Origin of the sequence: Dietzia sp. B44, assembly GCF_014145245.1 — a bacterium.
GTDB lineage: Bacteria > Actinomycetota > Actinomycetes > Mycobacteriales > Mycobacteriaceae > Dietzia > Dietzia natronolimnaea.
Genome location: NZ_JAALEF010000046.1, coordinates 1 through 3,614 on the forward strand (window position 1 = coordinate 1; position 3,614 = coordinate 3,614).

At 70.4% G+C, this 3,614-nt stretch carries 6 protein-coding genes; 1 reads left to right on the top strand and 5 read right to left on the bottom strand.

The features are described from left to right. The 3 genes from G6017_RS01965 to G6017_RS01975 all read right to left on the bottom strand — a co-directional run. Positions 1–254, bottom strand: a 254-nt coding sequence (locus G6017_RS01965; RefSeq protein WP_241731331.1) for a maleylpyruvate isomerase N-terminal domain-containing protein, incomplete at its 3' end; no start/stop codon positions are given. Then, positions 251–1,117 (bottom strand): acyl-CoA thioesterase domain-containing protein, encoded by an 867-nt coding sequence (locus G6017_RS01970; RefSeq protein ID WP_182615649.1) that lies wholly within the window; start codon positions 1,115–1,117, stop codon positions 251–253. The genes G6017_RS01970 and G6017_RS01965, both read right to left, overlap by 4 nt. Positions 1,118–1,121: 4 nt before the next feature. Next, positions 1,122–1,814 (bottom strand): TetR/AcrR family transcriptional regulator, encoded by a 693-nt coding sequence (locus tag G6017_RS01975; RefSeq protein WP_347237925.1) that lies wholly within the window; start codon positions 1,812–1,814, stop codon positions 1,122–1,124. A gap of 182 nt (positions 1,815–1,996) precedes the next feature. Here G6017_RS01975 and G6017_RS01980 point away from each other — a divergent pair, with 182 nt between their 5' ends. Further along, on the top strand, positions 1,997–2,686 hold the full coding sequence (locus G6017_RS01980) for an enoyl-CoA hydratase/isomerase family protein (protein WP_182615652.1): 690 nt from the start codon (positions 1,997–1,999) through the stop codon (positions 2,684–2,686). 138 nt (positions 2,687–2,824) lie between these two features. On the opposite strand, the gene G6017_RS01985 is transcribed toward G6017_RS01980, so the two are convergent. Together G6017_RS01985 and G6017_RS01990 are read right to left on the bottom strand one after the other, a co-directional pair. Continuing rightward, on the bottom strand, positions 2,825–3,163 hold the full coding sequence (locus G6017_RS01985; protein ID WP_182615654.1) for a histone-like nucleoid-structuring protein Lsr2: 339 nt from the start codon (positions 3,161–3,163) through the stop codon (positions 2,825–2,827). A 134-nt stretch (positions 3,164–3,297) separates the two neighbouring features. After that, on the bottom strand, positions 3,298–3,614 hold a 317-nt coding region (locus tag G6017_RS01990), incomplete at its 5' end, for a CbiX/SirB N-terminal domain-containing protein (RefSeq protein ID WP_277819562.1).

Here is a 3,614-nt window from a genome sequence, read left to right on the forward strand (position 1 = left end):
GCGGACTTCATGGCCTCGCCCAGGCCCCGCGAGCGCTCGTGCGGGTTCCCGTCGCGCACCGTGACGCCGCCCCACCGGTTGACGGCGCCGAGGTGGGTGACGAGGTCGTGCACCGTCCACTCCGGGCACGACGGCACAGGAGCAGCCAGGTCGACGGCTGCCGAGTCGCCGCCGCCGGCGAGCGCGAACCGCACCAGACCGACCTGGGCCTCGATCGCGTCGAGCATCCGCTCCCGCGTCAACCTCGCGCTCATACGCGCGTCGCCGCCTCGTTCGATCCGATCGATCCGCTGTCCTCCGTGCCCGCCCTACGGCGGGTGAAGTCGATCTGCCGTCCCGCGTTGGACACCGCCACCACGGTTCCGGTGCCGAACACGCCGTCGCGGTCGAACAGCGAGGCGCTGCCCACCGCCACCCCGGCGTCGCTGAGGTGCTCGTCGGCCTCGATGCCGATGTCGCCCGAACGGGGCAGGCGGGCCAGCGCCACGGTGAGATCGGCGTTGATGAAACCGATGCCCTCGTCGCCCCAGTGGGACATGAGACTGGTGGACTCGGCCAGGGTCACGGCCCGCTGGAACGGGGTCGCGGCCTCACCGGCCACCACGTCCAGTGGATGCAGCCAGAACCGCTTGCGCTGGTCGTTCTGGTGCGCGCTCATGTCGCGACTCCACGCCTCCCCCTCGTCGCCGCTGCCGAAGAACACGTTCGACCCCGGCCGGTTCTCGGTGGGGTCCGCCTCCGGCGGGGCCCCCACCCGTCGTCCCGAGCGCCACACATTTCCCGGTGGCTGCTCGCCGCGGCGCAACTGCACGAGGGTGCCGCGGGCCACCAGCTTTCCGCCCTGGAGCATGCGGACGTCCGCGACCCGGATGCGGTTGCCGGCCCGGACCTCCTCCGTCACCGCGACCAACGGCTCGGTGCGGACAGGCGCGAAGAGGTCCACGGTGAGCCGGGCGGGCTGGAACCCCTCCGCCCCGTGCTCGGCCTCGAGCGCACGGGCCGATGCCACCACGACCGCGGGCCCGTTGACCATGGTCTCCGACCAGGCGCTGCGCGCGTACCTGGTGGGGATGTACGCCCCCGACTCGTCGAGGGTGAAGAACGAACGCTCGCTCATGAGGTCAGCCCACCATTCCGATAGAAGAGGTTGCGGGTCCGGCGGCTGAGGCCGGGCGGGCGCCGCCGGCGGCGGCCCAGGACCGCAGGATGGCCGCGAGCTGCGTCTCGAAGTACTGCTCGGCGCTCGGCGACTCACGCCACACGCTGAGTTCCAGTGACACGACCCCGTGGAGCGAGGCCCAGATCGCGGTGGCCGCCTCGTGCACGTCGGTGGCCCGGAAGACCCCCTCGTCCACCAGCGCGTCGACGATCTCCAGCAGCGGTTCCCTCCACTGCGGGTCGCGCGACTGCGGGTCGCGGCGGTCGGCGCCGACGCGGGGTGAGCGGACGGGCTCCCCCACGACGAGCGCGTACAGCCCCTGGTTCTCCAGCGCCCACCGGCGGTAGGCGCGGCACAGGGAGCGCATGTCGGTCTCGACACTGTCGTGACGCAGCGACTCCCGCAGCGCGTCGGCGAGCATGCGATCCGCCTCCTCCGCGACCGCGGCGAGCAAGCCGGACTTGCCCCCGAACATCGTGTAGATGGCCGTGGTGGAGGTGCCCTGCGAGGCGGCCAGCGGCCGCAGTCCGAGCTGCTCCGGCGCCGCTCCCCGGAGCCTGCGCGTGGCCTCCCTCAGGATCCCCAGCCGGAGGGCCTCGTCGTACTGGGCGTGGGGTGGGGCGCCGGTGGTCGCGCGGAAGGGGGAACGGGTCACCCGGGCAGGGTACGACGACGACGTCGCCATCGCGTCACAACGCCGTGGCGTGTCCAGCGGAACGGTGTGATCCCACCGCCATCACACGGGACTCCCGGCCCCCACGCGGGGCGCGGTGGACGGGCGTGACAACGGTGTCCCACCTGCCGTGACGGCGTTGCCGGGGATCTACGCTGGAGCCCATGCCCACACTGAGCCGTCACGAGTCCGTCTTCGTCCTCCGCTTCTCCGAGCCGGAGAACCCCGCGGACGCCCCGGACAACGCCTTCTCCCCCGACTTCCTGGACTCCCTCGATGCCGCCTTCGACGAGGTCGAGGCGTCCGAGGGGCCGGCGGCCCTGGTCACGACCGGGGCGGGGAAGTTCTACTCCAACGGTCTCGACCTGACGGTGATCGCCTCCGATCCCGCCGGCCTGCCCGCCTATGTCTCGCGGGCCCAGCGGGTGTTCGCCCGGGTCCTGCGGCTCGAGCTACCCACGGTGGCCGCGGTCAACGGGCACGCGTTCGGAGCCGGGGCGATGCTGGCCCTGTCCCACGACCACCGCGTCATGCGCGCCGACCGCGGATTCTGGAACCTGCCCGAAGCGCAGCTGGGGATGCCGTTCCCTCCGGGGATGAACGCGCTCATCACCACCCGGCTGCCCCACACGGTGGCGAGCACGGCCATGCTCACCTCCAAGCGCTATGCGGCGGACGAGGCGATCGCGGCCGGGATAGCCCATGAGGCGGCCGAGGCGGACGCGGTGCTCGACCGCGCGATAACGGTCGCGGCGGAGATGGCTCCGCTCCGGAGTGCCAACTACGCCGGAATCCGTGCAGGACTCGTCGCCGGCGCTCTCTCGCACCTGGATGAGCCGATCACGCGACTCTGAGCGAACTCATCCGGCGGACAATTCCCGCGGCTCGACGGCGGTGAGGTCGCGACTTCCGTCCTCCAACCGGTGCTACATGCCAATACACGGAAGGGCCCGCACCCCGTCTCCCGGGGATGCGGGCCCTCGCGCGTGCGATCAGTTGGCGGCGGCGTACGCCTCCATCACGTCGGCCGGGATGCGGCCGCGATCAGAGACCTCGAAGCCGTTTTCCCGCGCCCATTCGCGAATGGCCTTGGTATCGCCCGAGCCGGACTTGGCGGCGGCCTTGCGCGCCGGCTTGCTCTTGCTTCCGGTCACGGGGTGACCTGCGTCGATGTACGGGGCCATCACCTCACGGAAGGCGTCGGCATTCTCGTCGCTCAGGTCGATGGAGTATTCCTTGCCCTCGAAGGCGAACGAGATGGAATTGGCCTCTTCGCCCAGTTCCGTTCCGTCGATGTCATCGATGTACCTGACCTGGAATTGCTGAGCCATTGATTCTCCTAGCTAGGTGCGACCACTACTACACAACAGTATGCACCAGCACCGGGAAATTATGCCCGGTCACATTTGCCGGCCATTCTCGATAAGTGATCCGTTTATTATGGGATCGAGAACAGTCGGGCCGGTCAGCGGATTAAATCCGTCGAATTCTCCAGGTATAACCGGACAATCAGATCGACTATCTCCGGGTTCGCGCCGAGCGGCGGTGAGGTCACGTCCGCGCCGGCCGCCGCGATCCGGTCCGCGAAGAACCCGGGCGCCAGCAGGTGGGTCGCCACGGCCACCCGGCGATGACCCCGCTCCCTGAACCCGGTGATCGCGTCGGCGACGGTCGGAGTGGCCGCGGAGGCGAACCCGGCGGACACCGGTACCCCGAGGACCCTCTTGAGGGCCGAGGCCAGGGCCCGCGTCTCGGCCTGCGAGGACTCGTCACGGCTGCCCG